The 15,452-nt window shown below is 74.2% G+C and carries 13 protein-coding genes; 2 read left to right on the top strand and 11 right to left on the bottom strand.

The features are described 5' to 3' along the window. Positions 1 to 85: 85 nt before the first annotated feature. On the bottom strand, positions 86 to 907 hold the full coding sequence (locus ASG32_RS12060; protein WP_091679773.1) for a hypothetical protein: 822 nt from the start codon (positions 905 to 907) through the stop codon (positions 86 to 88). A gap of 126 nt (positions 908 to 1,033) precedes the next feature. Here ASG32_RS12060 and ASG32_RS12055 point away from each other — a divergent pair, with 126 nt between their 5' ends. After that, on the top strand, positions 1,034 to 2,434 hold the full coding sequence (locus tag ASG32_RS12055; RefSeq protein WP_082557835.1) for a leucyl aminopeptidase family protein: 1,401 nt from the start codon (positions 1,034 to 1,036) through the stop codon (positions 2,432 to 2,434). Between the two features lie 112 nt (positions 2,435 to 2,546). On the opposite strand, the gene ASG32_RS12050 is transcribed toward ASG32_RS12055, so the two are convergent. The 3 genes from ASG32_RS12050 to ASG32_RS12040 all read right to left on the bottom strand — a co-directional run bounded on the left by ASG32_RS12050 (position 2,547) and on the right by ASG32_RS12040 (position 6,751). Then, entirely contained in the window at positions 2,547 to 3,719 is a 1,173-nt protein-coding gene (locus ASG32_RS12050; RefSeq protein WP_056526067.1) for a M20 aminoacylase family protein, read from the bottom strand. A gap of 99 nt (positions 3,720 to 3,818) precedes the next feature. Next, entirely contained in the window at positions 3,819 to 4,280 is a 462-nt protein-coding gene (gene cueR, locus ASG32_RS12045; protein ID WP_056526064.1) for a Cu(I)-responsive transcriptional regulator, read from the bottom strand. After that, positions 4,277 to 6,751 (bottom strand): heavy metal translocating P-type ATPase, encoded by a 2,475-nt coding sequence (locus tag ASG32_RS12040; RefSeq protein WP_056526061.1) that lies wholly within the window; start codon positions 6,749 to 6,751, stop codon positions 4,277 to 4,279. The genes cueR and ASG32_RS12040 overlap by 4 nt, the downstream gene beginning before the upstream one ends. 174 nt (positions 6,752 to 6,925) lie before the next feature. Between ASG32_RS12040 and ASG32_RS12035 the strand changes: the two genes are divergently transcribed. Beyond that, positions 6,926 to 7,537 carry a glutathione S-transferase family protein gene (locus tag ASG32_RS12035; RefSeq protein ID WP_056526058.1) on the top strand — a complete coding sequence of 204 codons (612 nt, stop codon included), beginning with the start codon at positions 6,926 to 6,928 and terminating at the stop codon, positions 7,535 to 7,537. Here the strand turns inward: ASG32_RS12035 and ASG32_RS12030 are convergent. The 7 genes from ASG32_RS12030 to ASG32_RS12000 form a co-directional block, all read right to left on the bottom strand. Then, complete coding sequence (locus ASG32_RS12030; protein WP_199866101.1) at positions 7,519 to 8,790, bottom strand: ATP-binding protein; 1,272 nt, start codon at positions 8,788 to 8,790, stop codon at positions 7,519 to 7,521. The genes ASG32_RS12035 and ASG32_RS12030 overlap by 19 nt on opposite strands. A gap of 19 nt (positions 8,791 to 8,809) precedes the next feature. Then, on the bottom strand, positions 8,810 to 9,898 hold the full coding sequence (locus ASG32_RS12025; protein ID WP_020092580.1) for a lysylphosphatidylglycerol synthase domain-containing protein: 1,089 nt from the start codon (positions 9,896 to 9,898) through the stop codon (positions 8,810 to 8,812). A gap of 152 nt (positions 9,899 to 10,050) precedes the next feature. After that, positions 10,051 to 10,680 carry a uracil-DNA glycosylase gene (locus ASG32_RS12020; RefSeq protein ID WP_056526055.1) on the bottom strand — a complete coding sequence of 210 codons (630 nt, stop codon included), beginning with the start codon at positions 10,678 to 10,680 and terminating at the stop codon, positions 10,051 to 10,053. Further along, the gene (locus ASG32_RS12015) at positions 10,670 to 11,428 is read right to left on the bottom strand and encodes a PIG-L family deacetylase (RefSeq protein WP_056526053.1); all 759 of its coding nucleotides are present in this window, start codon (positions 11,426 to 11,428) and stop codon (positions 10,670 to 10,672) included. The genes ASG32_RS12020 and ASG32_RS12015 overlap by 11 nt, the downstream gene beginning before the upstream one ends. Positions 11,429 to 11,466: 38 nt before the next feature. After that, a complete protein-coding gene (locus ASG32_RS12010) occupies positions 11,467 to 12,705 on the bottom strand; it encodes a glycosyltransferase family 4 protein (RefSeq protein ID WP_056526049.1) in 1,239 nt (412 codons plus the stop codon). Between the two features lie 85 nt (positions 12,706 to 12,790). After that, positions 12,791 to 13,663 carry a sugar phosphate isomerase/epimerase family protein gene (locus ASG32_RS12005; RefSeq protein WP_056526042.1) on the bottom strand — a complete coding sequence of 291 codons (873 nt, stop codon included), beginning with the start codon at positions 13,661 to 13,663 and terminating at the stop codon, positions 12,791 to 12,793. Next, on the bottom strand, positions 13,660 to 15,261 hold the full coding sequence (locus tag ASG32_RS12000) for a YcaO-like family protein (RefSeq protein WP_056526039.1): 1,602 nt from the start codon (positions 15,259 to 15,261) through the stop codon (positions 13,660 to 13,662). The genes ASG32_RS12005 and ASG32_RS12000 overlap by 4 nt, the downstream gene beginning before the upstream one ends. Positions 15,262 to 15,452 lie beyond the last annotated feature (191 nt).

Below are 15,452 nucleotides of genomic sequence, written 5' to 3'. Positions count from 1 at the left end.
AGCGGAGAGCCGCACGGGTGTTGCCGGTGCTGCTGCGTACGTCCGCGAGCCCGCAGAAGGGCGGGAGTCGCGTGGCGCGGGCGCCCTACCCTTGCCCGGGCACGCCCGCGACGGACAGGGCCTTCGACCGATTCGGCTGGGCCGCGAGCCTGCGCAGGGACGCGACGTTCGTGGCCGCCTCCTCGGCGCTCATGTCGCGGCGCAGGACGGCCTCGGCATCGGCGAAGCGGCCCTTGAGGCCGAGCACCATGGCGAGGTTGGCCCGCACCCGCGCGTCGGCGCCGGGCTGGTCGGCGGCGAGGCGCAGGGTCTGCTCGGCCTGATCGAGGTTGCGCGACAGCGCGTAGGACAGGCCGAGATTGGACAGGAGCGAGGGCTCGTTCGGGCGGATCTTGAGGGCGGCCTCGTAGAAGCCCTGGGCGCGGGCCTGCTCGCCGAGCTGGGCGGAGGCCGAGCCCTGCGCCGACAGGATGCGCCAGTCGGGATTGGCGGGCGTGTGCGCGTTGGAGAGCACGTCGATCGCCTCGCGGAAGCGGCCCGCCTCGACCAGCGATTTTCCGTAGGCACCGAGCAGGGCCTGGTCGCGCGGGTTGCGCAGGGCGGCCTGCTGCAGCACCGCCGAGGCCTGGCCGATCTGGTCGGTGGCCCGCAGGGCGCGGGCGTAGGCCATCGCCGTGCGCCCGTCGGCGGGGTCGGCGTTGTAGCGCTCGGCCAGCCGGTCGATGTCCTGCCGCGAGGGCGCCGCGGCGGCCGCGGACGGCCCGCCGAGGGGGCCGATCGACCCGGTCGTCTCGGGCGAGCGGGTGTTGCAGCCGGCCAGGCCCAGCGCGACGACGGCGGCCGCGAGGGCGGCGCGGCGTCCGGGGCGTGCCTGGGATCGGGTGACCCGGAACAGGGCCGTCATCATGGTGCGCTCCGCCGGCATCGGGACCGGACGCGATGGCACGTGCTTCACGCTCCCGGCCGGCCGGTGATAGAGCGTTAACCCTAATCACCGGTTAAGCCGCCGGTCCGGGCGGCACGCGAGAGGCACATGATCCAGGCCGAGATTCCGGCGACGACCTGCGGGCTCATGACCGGCGACACCCAGGCCGTACCGGTGACGCTGGTCACCACCGGGGGCTGGGCGGCGGTCGAGTCCGGCCTGGAGCCCGCCCAGCGGAGCTTCGCCAGGGCCATCGGCTTCAAGCCGAAGGCGGGCAGCCTCGCGCTCCTGCCCGGCCCGGACGGCGGCCTCGCGCGGGTCCTGTTCGGCCTCGGCGATCCGGAGGCCGCGGCCTACGACAGGCTCCTCGCCGGCAAGCTGCCGGGGCTGCTGCCGGAGGGGACCTTCCGCCTGGACAACGCCCCCGAGCCGGCCGAGGCCGCCCTCGCCTGGCTGATGGGGAGCTACCGCTTCGGCCGCTACCGGTCCGGCGGCGGCACGAAGGCCCGGCTCGCGGCGCCCGCCGGCATCGACGCGGCCGAGGTGGAGCGGGTCGCCGCCGCGGTGGCGCTGGGCCGGGATCTCGTCAACACGCCGGCCAACGATCTCGGACCCGCCGAGATCGAGGCGGCCGCCCGGGCGGTGGCCGCGCGCCACGGCGCCTCCGTCGCCGTCACGGACGGCGCGGCCCTCGCCGAGGGGTACCCGCTGATCCACGCGGTCGGCGCCGCGTCGCCCCGGGCCCCGCGGCTGATCGACCTGACCTGGGGGCCGGCGGACGCGCCGCGCGTGACCCTGGTCGGCAAGGGCGTCGCCTTCGACACCGGCGGCCTCGACCTGAAGCCGTCGGCCGCGATGCTGCTGATGAAGAAGGACATGGGCGGCGCCGCCGCGGCGCTGGCCGCCGCCGACATGGTCATGGGCGCGGGCCTGAACCTGCGCCTGCGCCTGCTGATCCCCGCGGTGGAGAACGCGGTCGCGGGCAACGCCTTCCGCCCCGGCGACGTGCTGCCGAGCCGGGCCGGGCTCAGCGTCGAGATCGGCAACACCGACGCGGAGGGCCGGCTGATCCTGGCCGACGCGCTCGCCCTCGCGGACGCGGACTCCCCCGACCTGATCCTCGACTTCTCGACCCTGACCGGCGCGGCCCGGGTGGCCCTCGGGCCGGACCTGCCGGCCTTCTTCACGGAGGACGACGCGCTGGCCGAGGCGGTGGCGCGGGCCGGCCGGGCGGCGATCGACCCGGTCTGGCGCATGCCGCTGCACGCGCCCTACGCGAGCCTGCTCGATTCCAAGGTGGCCGATCTCAACAACGTGTCGGGCGGACCGTTCGCGGGGGCGATCACCGCGGCCCTGTTCCTGCGGCGCTTCGCGCCCAACACGAAGGCGCACGGCCATTTCGACCTCTACGGCTGGAACCCCTCCGCCAAGCCCGGACGGCCGGAGGGCGGCGAGGTCCAGACGGCGCGGCTGACCTACGCGCTGCTCAAGGCCCGCTACGGCAGCTGATCGCCTCTCGTCATCGCGAGCGCAGCGAAGCGACCCAGGGCTGCGCAACCTCTAACGGCGCAGCCTGGGTCACTTCGCTGCGCGCGCGATGACGGTGCGGCTGGGGGCGCGCTCAGGCGGTGCGCGGCAGCCCGGTCTCGATCAGGCGCGCCCACAGGGAAGCCCCGTACGACGCGGCCGCGTCGTTGAAATCGTAGTGCGGGTGGTGGAGCGAGGCGCTGTCGCCGTTGCCGATGAACATGTAGGCGCCGGGACGGCGGGCGAGCATGTAGGAGAAGTCCTCGGCGGTCATCATCGGCGCCACCGTCCGGTCGACGTTCTCCTCACCCACCAGCGCCTCGGCGACGCCGGCCATGAAATCGGTCTCGGCGGGATGGTTCTCGGTCACCGGGTAGCTCGCTCCGTACGCGACCCCGCCCCGCGCGCCGAAGCCGCCGGCGATCTCGGCCACCAGGGTCTCGATCCGCGCCTTGATCTCGCCGCGCACGGCCTGGGACAGCGTGCGCATGGTGCCGCGCATGGTGACGGTCTGCGGCAGGACATTGAAGGCCTCGCCGGCCTCCAGCGCGCAGACCGAGACCACGGCCGACTGCACCGGGTCGAGGTTGCGCGACACGATGCTCTGCAGGGCGATGATCACGTGGCTCGACACGAGCACGCTGTCGACGGCGTTCTGCGGCAGGGCCGCATGGCCGCCCCGTCCCTCGATCGTGATCGTGAAGCGATCGGTCGAGGCCATGATCGGCCCCGGCCGGATCGCGAAGGTGCCGACCGCCATGCCGGGGATGTTGTGCATCCCGTAGACCGACTCGACCCCGAACCGCTCCATCATTCCGTCGTCGACCATCGCCTCGCCGCCGCCGCCACCCTCCTCGGCGGGCTGGAAGATCAGCACGGCCGCCCCGTCGAAATCCCGGGTCTCGGCGAGGTACTTGGCGGCGCCGAGGAGCATGGTCGTGTGACCGTCGTGGCCGCAGGCGTGCATCTTGCCCGGCACGGTGGAGCGGTAGGGCAGGTCGCGCACCTCCTGGATCGGCAGGGCGTCCATGTCGGCGCGCAGGCCGATGGCACGGTTGGAGCTGCGTCCCCGGCCGCGGATGACGCCCACCACCCCGGTCCGACCGATGCCGGTGACGACCTCGTCACAGCCGAAGGACCGCAGCGTCTCGGCGACGAAGCCGGCGGTGCGGTCGACGTCGTAGAGCAGCTCGGGATGGGCGTGCAGGTCGTGCCGCCACGCCGTCATCGTGTCGGCGAAGGCGCGGATCCGTTCGAGGACGGGCATCGGGGCGGGGCTCTCGTGGCCTTTGCGGGTGGGCCGGACCAGCAAAGCCGGGGCCAGAGCCGCCGTCAACGGCCAAGCTCGGTATCCGCGGCGCTCCGCTCACGCCGCCCCACGCCCCGTGATCCCGCGCCCGCGCCGCCGCGGCGCGGGTGGATGGTCGCCCGCGGCGAGGTCGTCCAGGATCGGGCAGTCCGGCCGCGCGTCGCCGCAGCAGGCCTCCGCCAAGTGCTCCAGCGTCCGGGCCATGCCCTCCATCTCGGCGATGCGGCGGCGCAGATCGGCGATCTGCTCCTGCGCGATCGCCTTCACCCCGGCGCTCGGCCGGGCGCGGTCGCGCCAGAGCGCCAGGAGATCCGCGATCGCGTCCACGCTGAAGCCGAGGTCGCGGGCGCGGCGGATGAAGCGCAGCGTGTGCAGGTCCGCCTCGCCGTAGTGGCGGTAGCCGGATTCGGACCGGGCGGCCGGCGGCAGCAGGCCGGTCGCCTCGTACCAGCGGATCATCTTGGCCGAGACGCCGGTCCGGCGCGCCGCCTCGCCGATCGTGAGGGTCGCCGCGCTCATGCCGGCCTCGCGGACAGCGCCGGCCCCTCGGCCGCCGCGGGACGCCCGCCGGCCCGGCGCAGCCGCAGGGCGTTGCCCAGGACGAACACGCTCGAGAACGCCATGGCGCACGCGGCCAGGATCGGCGACAGGGCCGGGCCGCCGAACGGCACCAGCACGCCGGCCGCCACCGGGATCAGCGCGGCGTTGTAGGCGAAGGCCCAGAACAGGTTCTGGCGGATATTGGCCATCACCGCCCGCGACAGCGCCAGGGCCTCGACCAGGGCCTCCAGATCGCCCGACATCAGCACCACGTCGGCGCTCTCGACGGCGATGTCGGTGCCGGTGCCGATCGCCAGTCCGACATCGGCCTCGGCCAGCGCCGGCGCGTCGTTGATGCCGTCGCCCACGAAGGCCACCGGCCCGTGTTCCGCCCGGAACCGCTGGACCGCCTCGACCTTCCCGCCGGGCAGCACCCCGGCGGCCACGGCGTCGATGCCGAGGCTCCGCGCCACGCCGGCGGCGGTGACGGGATCGTCGCCCGTGACCATCGCCACCGCGAGGCCGCGCGCCTTCAGGGCCGCGACCGCCGCGCGGGCACCCGGCTTCACGGGATCGGCCACCGCCAGGATCGCGGCGTGGCGCCCGTCGAGGACGAGGTGGATCGGGCTCCGCCCCGCGCCCGCCAGCGCCTCGGCCCGGGCAGCGAGATCCGGGTCGAGGGCGACGCCGAGGCGCTCCAGGTAGCGCGGCGCGCCGAGGGCCACGGACCGGCCCGCGACCCGTCCGGCGATCCCGAAGCCCGCCACCGCCTCGAAGCTGTCCGCCTCCGATAGGGCGAGGCCGCGCTCGCGGGCGGCCGCCACGACGGCGCCGGCCAGTGGGTGCTCGGAGCGGGTCTCCAAGGCGGCGGCGAGGGCCAGAACCGCGTCCTCCGCGACACCGGCGGCCGGGACGATCTCGGTGAGCCGGGGGCGCCCCTCGGTCAGGGTGCCGGTCTTGTCGAGGGCCACGACCCGCACGTCGCGCAGGCCCTGCAGCGCCGCGCCGTCGCGGAACAGCACGCCGCGCGCCGCCGCGCGCCCGGTGCCGACCATGATGGCAGTCGGCGTCGCCAGCCCCATGGCGCAGGGGCAGGCAATGATCAGCACCGCGACGGCGTTGACCAGGGCCGGACCCAGCGCCGGGGCCGGCGCCAGCGCCAGCCAGGCCAGGAAGGTCACCGCGGCGATGCCGATCACCGCCGGGACGAACCGCCCGGTGACGCGGTCGACCAGCGCCTGGATCGGCAGCTTGCCGCCCTGGGCGCGCTCCACCATGGCGGCGATCTGCGCCACCACGGTGGCGCCGCCCACGGCCTCCACCCGCAGGTCGAGGCTGCCGCGGCCGTTGAGCGTCCCGCCGACCACGGTATCGCCCGGCCCCTTGCGCACCGGGGCCGGCTCGCCCGTCACCATGCTCTCGTCGACGTGGCTGCTACCGGCCACCACGGCGCCGTCCGCCGCCACCCGCTCGCCCGGACGCACCCGGACGACGTCGCCGAGGCGCAGGGCGTCGAGGGGAACCTCGGTCTCCGCGCCGTCGCGCACGACCCGGGCGGTCTTCGGCGTCAGGTCCATCAGCCGCGCGATCGCCTGGCCGGTGCGCCCCTTGGCGCGGGCCTCCAGCGTCCGGCCGAGCAGGATCAGCGTGACGATCAGGACGCTCGCCTCGAAGTAGAGGTGCGCCGCCCCGGCCGGCAGGAGGTGCGGAGCCAAAGTCGAGAGCAGGGAGTACAGGTAGGCGGCGCCGGCCCCGAGGGCGACCAGGGCGTTCATGTCGGGATGGCCGCGCAGCAGGCCCGGGACGCCGCGCAGGAAGAAGCGCCGCCCCGGGCCGGCGAGGACCAGGGTGGCCAGCGCGGCCTGGACCAGGGCCGTCACCGGGCCGCCGTGCAGCGCGGGCAGGAGGTGGCCGCCCATGTCGAGGACCACGACGGGAACCGACAGCAGGGCGGCGACGATCAGGTCGCGGCGCAGGGCGCGCCCCTCCTCGGCCTGACGGGCCGAAGGGTCGACCGGGTGGCCGGCATCGACCGGCCGGGCCTCGTAGCCCGCCGTCTCCACGGCCGCCACCAGCGCGTCCATCGGCACCACGCCCTCGGGATGGCGGATCGCGGCCCGGCCTGCGGCGAGGTTGACGCTGGCCCCGGTCACCCCCGGCACGGCGGCCAGCGCCCGCTCGACGCGGCCGACGCAGCTCGCGCAGGACATCCCGTCCACGGCCAGCAGGCTCTGCGTCTCTGGGACGGGGTAGCCGGCATCCGCGAGCGCCGTCGCGACGTCGCCCGGGCTCGTCGCCCCGTCGAGGACGAGGCTGGCGCGGTGGGTGGCGAGGTTCACCGCCACGTCCCGGGCGCCGGGCAGCGCCGCGAGGGCGCGCTCGACGCGGCCGACGCAGGAGGCGCAGGACATGCCCGCGACGGGGAGGGTCAGGGCGACGGATCTCGACATGGCGGTGGTCCGGTTGGAAGCATCCATGCCCGGTCAGATGAGGCTTCCCATGATGGGAAGGTCAAGGGCTGGCGACCGAGGCTCCGGATCCGGCCGGTCGATGAGGGCCGCGGCCGTTGTCGAATCGCGCCCGCCCGGCCAAGGTCACCGCCCACCGGAGCGACGGGGAAACAGATGAGCGAGCCGCTGACGATCTACGGCGACCCGGGTTCCGGCAACTGCCTCAAGGTCAAGTGGGTCGCGGCGCATCTCGGTATCCCGGCGGTCTGGCGCGACGTCGACGTCCCGGGCGGCGGGACGCGCAGGCCCGAGTTCCTCGCCCTGAACCCCGCCGGCCGCGTGCCCATCGTCGCCCTGCCCGACGGCACCGTGCTGTCGGAATCTAACGCGATCATCGTCTACCTCGCGGAAGGCTCCGCGCTGGTCCCCGCGGAGCCCCTGCCCCGCGCCCGCATGCTGCAGTGGATGTTCTGGGAGCAGTACAGCCACGAGCCCTACATCGCGGTCCGCCGCTACCAGCTCCACTACCTCAAGCGGGCGCCCGAGGATCTCGACCCGAAGCTCGCCGAGCGCGGCGCCGACGCCCTGCGGCTGATGGAGGACACCCTCGGGCGCTCGGCCTTCATGGCGGGCGAGATCCTGACCCTCGCCGACGTGGCGCTCGTCGCCTACACGCGCATGGCCCACGAGGGGGGCTTCGACCTGACGGACTACCCGGCGATCCGCGCCTGGGTCGGGCGGGTCGAGGCCGGGCTCGGGATCGGCCCCTATACCGGGCCGGCCTGATCGGCCGCGAACTGCGGCGGCGCGGCGCCGTACTCGGGCAGGCTGACCCGCACGGTCGTCCCTTCGCCGGCCGCGCTCTCGATGGCGAGGCGGCCGCGGTGGCGGTTGAGGCTGTGCTTGACGATGGCGAGCCCCAGCCCGGTGCCGCCGCGGGCGCGACTCGAGGCGACGTCGACCCGGTAGAAGCGCTCCGTCAGCCGCGGGATGTGCTCGGGCGGGATGCCCGGCCCGTCATCGGCCACCGACAGGACGACGCGGCGCCCGAGGCGCGGGTCGTCCTCGCGGGCGAGCCCGACGCTGATCCGGCCGCCGCCGTACTTCACGGCGTTCTCGATCAGGTTCTCGATCACCCGCGCCAGCTCGTCGGCGTCGCCGGGGACCGCGTAGGGGCCCGCCCCCTCCTCCAGCCGGATCGCGGCGCCCCGCGCCTCGGCGGGCGGGCCCTGGGCGTCGACCATCTGGCGGGCGAGCGCCCCGAGATCGACCATCGCGGTGGGGGCGACGTGCTCGCGCAGCTCGATCCGCGACAGCGACAGCAGGTCGTCGATCAGCCGCGTCATCCGCAGGGCCTGGACGCGCATGATCTCCAGGAAGCGCTCCCGGGCCTGCGCGTCGTCGCGGGCCGGCCCCTGCAGGGTCTCGATGAAGCCGATCAGGGTGGCGAGCGGCGTGCGCAGCTCGTGGCTGGCGTTGGCGACGAAGTCGACCCGCATCGCCTCCAGGCGCCGGGCCGCGGTGAGGTCGCGCAGGAACAGCAGCGCGCTGACGCCGGACCCATCGGGCATCGGCAGGGCGCCGATCTGGACATCGAAGGTCCGCTCCAGCGGCACCCGGGTCGACAGCGCGACGCGGCGCGGGAGGCCCGAACTCAGCACCGCCTCGATGCCGTCGAGGACCTCCGGGTCGCGGAGCGCGAAGGATAGCGGCCGGGCCTGGTGGAGGGCCGGCAGGAGCGCCCGGGCGGCGGGATTGGCCTCCAGCACCAGGGTGCGCCGGTCGACCAGGATGACCGGGTCCGGCACGTGGGCGAGAAGCGCCTCGGCGACGGCGTGGCGCGGCGTGGTGGTGGCCGGGCGCGGCACGGGCGCCTCGCGGCCGCGTCCGCCGAGCCAGCCGCCCAGGCAGATCGCCGCGAGGCCGATCAGGATGAGCGGGAGATCGAGCCGCCCGGCCAGGGCGGTGGCGAGCCCGAGCAGGCCCGCGGCGATCGCGGCGCCGGTCCAGGCGGGGGAGCTGCGCAGGCGGCCGGACATGGCGGGCGCGGCCGGCCGCTCAGCGGGGCTCGGACTCGTCGTGCCACGCCCGGCCGGACGGGCCGGCCGTGCCCTCCGGAGGCCCGGGATCGCGGGCGCCGCCCGCGCGCTTGACGATCTCGTACAGCCCGAGCATCGCCAGGGCGGTCACGAACGGCACGACGTAGTAGCAGCCCCGGAACAGCAGCAGCGAGGTCAGCACCTCGTTGCGCGGCAGGCTCGACAGGGCGAGCAGGATCGTCGCCTCGAACACCCCGATCCCGCCCGGCGCGTTCGACGCGATCCCCAGCATGGCGGCGAGCACGTAGATCGCCAGGAAGGTGGTGAAGCCGAGCGTCGTCTCCTGCGGCAGCAGGACGTAGAGCACCGCCGCCGCCGCGCAGACGTCGCCGATCCCGACGATCATCTGGCCGATGGAGACCGAGGCGCCCGGCAGTTCCAGGCGCCACTGCTTGACGGTGATGCTACGCTTCTTGGCCGAGACCCAGGCGAGGTAGCCGAGCACCAGGGCGAGCGCCGCGAGGCCGACGCCCTGGTTGATCCGGATCGACGTGAAGGCGAGGCCGGCGAGCTGGCCGGCCTCGATGATCAGGCTCAGGCCCAGCACCACGCCCATGCCGAGCCAGAAGGTGAAGCCGGCGATGACGGTGAGCGCGGCGATCTTGGCCGTCGAGAGCCCCTGCCGGGCGTAGATCCAGTAGCGGATCGTCCCGGCGGTGAGCAGCGGGAAGCCGAGAGTGAAACTCACCGCGTAGCTCGTGAAGGAGGCGAGCGCGGTGATCCGGTACGGCACCTTGATCTTGAGCTGGCGCAGGGCCAGCGCGTCGTAGCCGGTCAGGAACAGGTAGCTGATGCCGACGAACAGGAAGGCGAGCCCGAGCTGCTCGGCTGTCGCCGCAGCGATGGCGCTGCGCACCTCCGCCCAGCTGACGCTCTGCACGAGCTTCCACAGGACGCCGAGGGAGACGGCGAACAGCACGATGCTGGCCGCCGTGCCGATCCAGGCATAGCGGCTGCGCCGGCTCTTCCGCTTCGAGCCCGCTTCGGCATCGTGCTGGACCGGCTCGACCGGCTCGGCCGGGCTCCGGTGCTGTCCCTGAAAATTCATGCCGATCGGCGTCCGCCCTTCCGGCTGCGCGGCCCGGCCCGAAGGCCGTCAGCCCGTGCCGGAATCTCCCGGACCGCGGCCCGTTGCCCCGCATGTAGGCCGAACCGGGGCGCAAGGCCAGGGAAGGCAGGCCCGTGACGGGCGATCTATCCTCAGCCGGAGGTCCGATCGAGGATCGCGGCCGCCTCCGCGAGGCCGCGCCGGATCCGCTCCGGCACCTCCGGCGCGGTGCAGACATAGGTCGGGCTCGGGTGCGGCACCCGGATCACCGGCAGGTCGGGGCGGAGCGCCGCGAGGGCGGGCGCGGCCTCCCCGGCGAAGCGGCCGGCCAGCACCGCCACGGCGAGGCGCGGCAGCAGGTCGAGGAGCGGGGCCAGATAGGGCGCGGCCGCCGCCACCTCCGCCCGGCGGGGCGCCCGGTTGCGGGCGCCCTCGGCGTGGATGAGCCAGGGGACCGCGTTCCAGATCAGCGTGTCGGCCCGGCTGAGCCCGGCCTCGGCGAGGAAGCGGAACAGGTTCGCGGCCGTGCCGTTCGCGCTGTCGCGGGTGACGAAGCCGGTGCGCAGGACCGCCGGGCCGGGGGTCTCGAGGAGGAGGAGCATCCGCGCGCCGAAGCCGCCGTCCAGGGGGTCGGGCGCCGGGACCGGGGCGCCGCGCTCGGCCGCGACGCGCGCCGCCAGCGCCCGGATCGGTGCGATGTGGGGGCTGTCGATCAGGGCACGGCGGGCCGCGAGGGCTTCCGGATCGGCCAGCGCCTTCGGCGCCCGCGGCTCAGCCGGCATCGAGGCCGGGGATCGTGAGGCCGAGGCGGCCCGACCGGCGGAAGCGCTCGGTGCCCTCCTCCCGGGCGAGGCGCGCGTCGAGGCCGGCCACGCCGCCGAACTGGAAGCCGATCTGGCTGGCATAGGCCGCGCAGGCGGCGCGCTTCCGGGTCTGGGCCTCCGGGGCGAGGCGCATCGCCGGCTCGGCGAGGTCGGCGAACAGGTCGGCGAGGGGCGCCTTCGGGGCGGCCTCCCGCACCGTGTAGGGAAAGTCGCGCCACCATAGGATCGGCTGCGCCGGCGCGAGGCCGCGCAGCGCCCGCACGGTCTGGACGTGATCGACGTGCCCGCCGATCGCCTGCGGAGCCAGGAGGAGATCGGGACTCCCGGCGGCGATCAGCCCCGCGATGGCCGGTGCCAGCTCGGCCGCGACGCCGTCGTCGGCGCGCGTGTCGGCGAAGAGCTCCGGCGCCGAGCCGTAGCCCCGGTGCGGCGCCTCCCGGAACGGCAGGTGGACGGGCGGCGCGATGCCGAGCGCCGCGGCAGCCCGGACATCCTCGTCCCGGCGCAGGGCCATGTAGTCGACCTCCGGTCCGAGCCCCTTGTCCAGCTGGCAGGCGAGCGCGAAGCCCCTCGGCTCGGCGACGCTGCCGGTGAACAGGGTCGCCATCACCACGCCCCAGCCAGCTTGCGCGAGGCTTGCCAGGAGGCCGCCGCACGAGAAGGCCGCGTCGTCGAGATGGGGCGAGAGGGCGAGCGCGGTGGGCATGGTCCGGGGTGCGGTCTCGATGGGTCCAGGCCGCGCGCTCAGAGCAGGTGCGGCTCGGCGCGGAAGCGGCAGGTCGGATCGTGGGGCAGGTCCGGCGACAAGTCGGTGGCCGGCCGCTCGCCGCGCACGCGGGCGTAGACCTCCATGATCTGCCGCCCGACCGCGTGCCACGAGTAGACGCGCCGGCACTCCTCCAGGCCGGCCGTCGCGATGCGGCGGCGCAGATCGGCGTCCGTGATGATCCGGGTGAGCGCGGCGGCCAGCGCCGGGACGTCGCCCGGATTCACCAGCAGCCCGTTCTCCCCGTCGCGCAGGCAGTCCGAGACGCCGACCGCGTGGCACGAGACGGTAGCGAGCCCGGCCGCGAGCGCCTCCAGGATCGTGTTGGAGAAGCCCTCCGCATAGGTCGGCGAGACGAACACGTCGGCGCGGCGGTAGAGGTCGGGCACGGAGCCGTACTCGGCGTAGCCCGTGAAGGCGATCTCGCGCTCCGAGAAGGCGCGCTCGGCGGCGAGCGCCTTGGCCGGGTCCACGTCGGGCCCGATCCCCGAGATGGTGGCGGCGAACGGCGTGCCCTGCGCGCGCAGGATCGCCAGGGCCTCGATGAAGTCGAGCACGCCTTTCCGGCGGTCGACCCGGCCGTGGTAGAACAGCCGCACTGGGCCCGGATGGGGCGCGGGCAGCCCGTCGGGCGTGCCCTGCGCGAACCGGTCGGTGTCGACCGCGCCGGGCACGATGGTGAAGCGGGCGGGGTCCGACCCGAGCCGCTCGCAGACCTCGTCCACGAAGGAGGCGCCGCCGATCAGCAGCGCGTTGGCGTGGGCCAGCACCTCGCACATGGCGACCCGGTGGGTCTCGCAGCAGGAGCCGACCCAGTGGCCGTCGCCGCCCTGGATCGAGACGACGCTCGGCACGCCGAGTTCGCGCGCGGCGAGCAGCACCGCCCAGCCGGTCGGGTAACCGTATTGCGCGTGCAGGATGTCGAAGGGTTGTAGGGCGTGCTCGCGGCAGATCGCGTCCACCATCGCGGCGATGTCGCGCTCGAAGTCGCCCGACGCCTGCTCGCCGAGCTGCTCCAGGCCGATCACCCGAACGCCCGGCACCGGCGGGGGCGGCCCGCCTCCGTAGACCCGGGTGCCGAAGGCGTCGCCCCGGTACTGCGAGATCATCGTGACGTCGTGGCCGGCGCCGACCAGCTCGCGCAGCAGGTTCTGCGCGTAGACGCTCATGCCCGATATCGCCGGGAAGTAGCGGCGGCTGAGGAAGAGGATTCTCATCGCGCCGCACCTTCGCATCGACCGGGCGAGGCGCCGAGGCGCCCCTTCTCCCGTGCCCGATCCTCGCCTCGCCGCGGTTCGGCTCTCACTGCCATTGCCGCCGTGTCTCCTGCTCGCCGGCCAGGACCGGGCCGGGGCGCCGGCAGCCGCGGAGGTACTCCAGCGCCTGCGGGATCATCACGTCGGCCCGGTGGCTCTCGCGGGACAGCTCGACGCAGATCAGCTTGCCGAAGCCGACCGCCTCCAGGGCCTCGAGGACACCCGGCACGTCCATGTCGCCCTCGCCGAACGGCAGGTGAATGTGGCTGCCGCGCTTCATGTCCTCGATCGCCACGGTGCCGATCCGGTCGGCGAATTCCCGCACGGCGGCCGCCGGCGCGCGCTCGCCCGTGACGAGGCAGTGGCCGGTGTCGAGGGCGAGCTTCAGGCCCGGCACGGAGAGGGAAGCGTAGTCGTCGAGCGTCTCGATCAGCATGCCGGGCTCGGGCTCCAGGCAGGGCACGACACTGGCCTCGGCGGCGAACGAGGCGACCTCGTGGAGCCCCTCCTCCAGCCAGCGCCGGGCCTCGCCGGGATCCACGCCCGGCTTCGGAACGCCGGCCCAGAACGAGACTGCCTCGGCGGAGAGCATGGCGCCGATCTCGATCGCCCGCTTGAGGAAGCCGACCCGCCGGGCGCGGCCCGCGGCGTCGGCGGTCACCAGCGTCGGCTCGTGCTTGGCGGACGGATCGAGGAGGAAGCGGGCGCCCGTCTCGATGACGCAGGTCAGCTCCAGCTTCTCCAGCAGGCTCGCCACCCGGCCGGCTTCCGCCGCCCAGGTGTCGGCGAAGGGGTCGAGATGGTGGATGTCGAGGGTGAGCGCCACGCCGTCGTAGCCCGCCGCCTTGATCAGGTGGATCGCGTCGTCGAGGCGGTGGTTGGCCGCGCCGTTGGTGTTGTAGGCGAACCGGAGTGTCACGCCGCCCTCCCCTTCCGCTGGGCGAGGCGGAACGGCGCGTGGTGCGATTCCGGCTCGCGGTAGAGCGGATAGTGCCGCCCGACGATCCGCTCGGCCAGGGCCACGTCGAACAGCGGCTGGCCGCCGAACCGCTCCAGGGCTTCAGGGGTCAGACGCACCGGCCGCAAAGTCTCGCTCTCGGTGCCGAACTGGATGAGCGGATGGTCGCGGTCGATGAGCTTCTTCGTGTTGCGCTCGCCGATCCGATAGTAGCTCATGGTCTCGACCTCGAGCCCCGGCACGATCGCCTTCACGACGCCGACCCCGCCGCCCGGCGGTGTGCAGTCGACGTAGAGCACGTCGAACCCGGCTTCGAGCAGCCGGTCGCAGGCGATCTTCCCCCGCGCATGGCCGTCGGCGGCCGGAGTGGAGGGCAAGTCCGTAAATCGCTTCGTGCTGCGCTCGGAATAGACCGTGTCGGCGAGCACGCCGCGCAGGTCGGCCGCCGGCATCTCGATCCATTCGAGCATGGCCTGGAGAGCGCGGCTCTCCTCGAGGTCCAGGCTGGGCAGCGCCTTCTGGATGAAGGCGTCGACGTAGCCTGGCGGCGTCACCGTGGCGGCCATGTCGAGGGGACCGTGCCCGAAGGTCTTGCGCACCCGCGCGGCCTGGAACTCCAGCAGCGCCTTGCGGAGCGCCCGCTCCCGGTCCGGGTCGCAGGCCTCGCCGCAGGCCGAGAGGGCGATCGGCGCCGGGGTGCGCGCCGGATCCTCGTCGTAGCCGACGACGTAGAGGTTGGTCAGCCCGAACTGGTCGGTGGCGAATTTCGGCAGCGCCCGGATGCCCAGCGCCTTCAGCCGGGCCAGCATGGCGGCGTTCTCCGGGCCGATGCCGTCGAGGTCGAGCATCACGCCCTGGTCGAGGGCCCGGAACAGCAGGCCGTTGCCGTCCCGCTGGAGCAGCTCCAGCACGCCGTGGCCCAGCGCGAAGGGCACGTCGGGCCCGGCGCCGAGGCCGTTGGTGATCAGGTTGGTGAAAGGCTTGTAGCCCTCCGACAGCTCGAAATAGTCGGTGGCGGCGACGTCGAGCGGCATCAGGACGATCTCGCCGGTGGCGTGGCGGATCGCGGGCGTCCACTCCAGCACCGTGTCGCGGCCGACCGGGGAGCCGGCGGGCAGGCACAGGGTCAGCGGGTCGGCGACCGACTTGGCGCCGTAGACGCGGGCGAGATCGGTATAGCTCGCCCGCTCCTTCGCGCGGGGCAGCACCGCGAGGGACGGCATCAGGTTCTCGGCGATCTCCGCCACGGCGCCGATCAGCGCCTCGTCGTCGGTGGCGCCGTAGCCGATCCCAGACGGCATCGCGCCCACGAAGAACGGGTCGTCGAGGAACAGGGCCACGAACCAGACCGGGATGCCGGTGCGATCGAGCGGCGCCAGCGGGAAGCCGACGACGCGCCCCTCCGGCAGCACGTCGAGATAGGCCTTGACCGGGTCGGGCAGGGTCTCGGGCAGGCCCTCGATCGGCCGCTTGGCGCCGAAACGGTAGGGGCGCGGCGCCTTGATCCGCTCGTGGCGGGCGCGGTCGTCCTGGTCGTGGAAGGCGTCTGCGTTGGTCACGTCGTGTTCCCGTCTTCCTCGAACCGTGCGCCGTGCCGTCGTCCCATTCACGCACCTCATCCCGAGGTGCCGAAGCGCAGCGGAGGCCTCGAAGGAGGGCTCCAGCCGGACGCGCGATCCCTGGAGCCCTCCTTCGAGGCCCGCTGACGCGGGCACCTCAGGATGAGGGCGTGGGTGGGAGATGCCGGGGT

It is taken from the genome of Methylobacterium sp. Leaf361, from assembly GCF_001424445.1.
Classification (GTDB): domain Bacteria; phylum Pseudomonadota; class Alphaproteobacteria; order Rhizobiales; family Beijerinckiaceae; genus Methylobacterium.
The sequence above is the reverse complement of the archived record's forward strand: the minus strand, read 5'-3'. Positions and strand labels throughout refer to the sequence as shown.

Bases quoted from the DNA above. Each gene is read 5' to 3' on its own strand.
- ASG32_RS12050 (WP_056526067.1), bottom strand. From the start codon at position 3,719: ATGCCCGTCCTCGAACGGATCCGCGCCTTCGCCGACACGATGACGGCG.
- ASG32_RS12020 (WP_056526055.1), bottom strand. From the start codon at position 10,680: ATGCCGGCTGAGCCGCGGGCGCCGAAGGCGCTGGCCGATCCGGAAGCC.
- ASG32_RS12010 (WP_056526049.1), bottom strand. From the start codon at position 12,705: ATGAGAATCCTCTTCCTCAGCCGCCGCTACTTCCCGGCGATATCGGGC.
- ASG32_RS12035 (WP_056526058.1), top strand. From the start codon at position 6,926: ATGAGCGAGCCGCTGACGATCTACGGCGACCCGGGTTCCGGCAACTGC.
- cueR (WP_056526064.1), bottom strand. From the start codon at position 4,280: ATGAGCGCGGCGACCCTCACGATCGGCGAGGCGGCGCGCCGGACCGGC.
- ASG32_RS12055 (WP_082557835.1), top strand. From the start codon at position 1,034: ATGATCCAGGCCGAGATTCCGGCGACGACCTGCGGGCTCATGACCGGC.
- ASG32_RS12015 (WP_056526053.1), bottom strand. From the start codon at position 11,428: ATGCCCACCGCGCTCGCCCTCTCGCCCCATCTCGACGACGCGGCCTTC.
- ASG32_RS12060 (WP_091679773.1), bottom strand. From the start codon at position 907: ATGATGACGGCCCTGTTCCGGGTCACCCGATCCCAGGCACGCCCCGGA.
- ASG32_RS12040 (WP_056526061.1), bottom strand. From the start codon at position 6,751: ATGTCGAGATCCGTCGCCCTGACCCTCCCCGTCGCGGGCATGTCCTGC.
- ASG32_RS12025 (WP_020092580.1), bottom strand. From the start codon at position 9,898: ATGAATTTTCAGGGACAGCACCGGAGCCCGGCCGAGCCGGTCGAGCCG.
- ASG32_RS12030 (WP_199866101.1), bottom strand. From the start codon at position 8,790: ATGTCCGGCCGCCTGCGCAGCTCCCCCGCCTGGACCGGCGCCGCGATC.